Here is a 1,399-nt window from a genome sequence, read left to right on the forward strand (position 1 = left end):
GGGAGTGTTTACTGAACTGTGTCTGGGTTAAGAATTTTCTTTTGGCCCTAAGTCTTTTCTTTACCCGCCGGCCCTCAAAAGCGCAGCGGGCCGGTGGGTAAAGAAAAGACGTTTGCGGGCTACAGCATCCAGTGTTTGGTAAAGCGGTCTCCGTAGGTCTCGCTGAGCTCCCGGCTCACCGCCGTCCAGTTGTAAGCTTGGCGGTACCAGGACTTGCGGTGGGCCTGCAGACCGAGGTAGAGTTGGATCAGCAGAGCCTGTCCACTCACCCAGCTGCCCTTCGTCTTGGTCACCTTTCGCTCCAGGCGGTGTACGTTCTCTACCGGGTTGGTGGTATAGATCATGCGTTGTAGTTCCGGACCGAAGTCCTTGAAGGCCATGATGGCGTCCCACTCCCGGTCCCAGAGGCGGAACACGTGGGCGTACTTACGTCCCCATTTGGTGCGCACCACCTCGAGTTCTTCGGCCGCCAGGCTCCGGCTGTTGCTTTGGTACACTTGCCGCAGATCGGCGCACAGGGGGCGGCGGTCGCGATAGTCCACGCCCCGCATACAGTTGCGCATAATGTGCACCACGCAGCGCTGAAAGATCGCCTGGGGGAAGTAATGTTCGACCACCTGATCGAAGCCCGTCAGGCCATCGGCGCACACCACCAGAATATCCTCCACGCCGCGCTGCTTCAGCCTTTCCAGGCACATGCCCCACTGGGTGGCTCCCTCGGCCCCATCACCCAGCTCCAGCAACAGCAGGTCCCGCTGACCGTCCGCGTCCACGCCGTAGAGCGTGTAGATGGCCACCGTGTCGGTGCGCCCCTCGCGGCGAATCTTGAAGTGGATGGCATCGGCGTAAACAATGCTGTAGAAGGCTTTCAGCCCGCGCTGCTGCCACTCGGTGACCTGTGGCCAGACCCGCTGGATCACCGCCGAGATGGCCGCCGGGCTGAGTTGGTTGCCTAGCATCTGCTCCAACTGAGCGGCAATGTCGCGTTCGGAGTTACCGCGGGCGTAAAGAGATAAAATCTGTTCCGTCATGTGAGGAGCCAGATCATATTGCCGCTTGCCCACCGTCACCGGCTCGAAGGTGCCGTTACGATCGCGACTACCCTCGATCGCCACCGGGCCGAAATCGGTGCGCACTTCCTTCCGCGTTCGGCCATTGCGCTTATTGGCAATGCCCGCCTGACGGTTGTCGTCCAGATGCGCGTCGAGTTCGGCGGCCAGGGCGGCCTCCACCACGTGCTTGATTAATCCATTGAGCAGTCCATCGGGACCGGCCAGTGGTTGTTTGTTCATCAGACCCTGAATCAGGTCCGCCTCGAAGTCCGCAAACTTGCGCGAGGAGTTAGAAGAGGTACTCATTCATCAAAAACAGTTATAGACACAGTTGGATGTACAGTCTC

At 59.6% G+C, this 1,399-nt stretch carries 1 protein-coding gene; it reads right to left on the reverse strand.

Features of this window, described 5'->3' with window-relative positions:
- Positions 1-119 precede the first annotated feature (119 nt).
- Complete coding sequence (locus DRW39_RS22080) at positions 120-1,358, reverse strand: IS256 family transposase (protein ID WP_116109422.1); 1,239 nt, start codon at positions 1,356-1,358, stop codon at positions 120-122.
- Between the last annotated feature and the right edge of the window lie 41 nt (positions 1,359-1,399).

The organism is Lewinella sp. IMCC34191, assembly GCF_003390935.1.
GTDB lineage: Bacteria > Bacteroidota > Bacteroidia > Chitinophagales > Saprospiraceae > Neolewinella.

Excerpts from the sequence above, each read along its gene's own strand:
- DRW39_RS22080 (WP_116109422.1), bottom strand. The coding sequence starts at position 1,358 with ATGAGTACCTCTTCTAACTCCTCGCGCAAGTTTGCGGACTTCGAGGCG.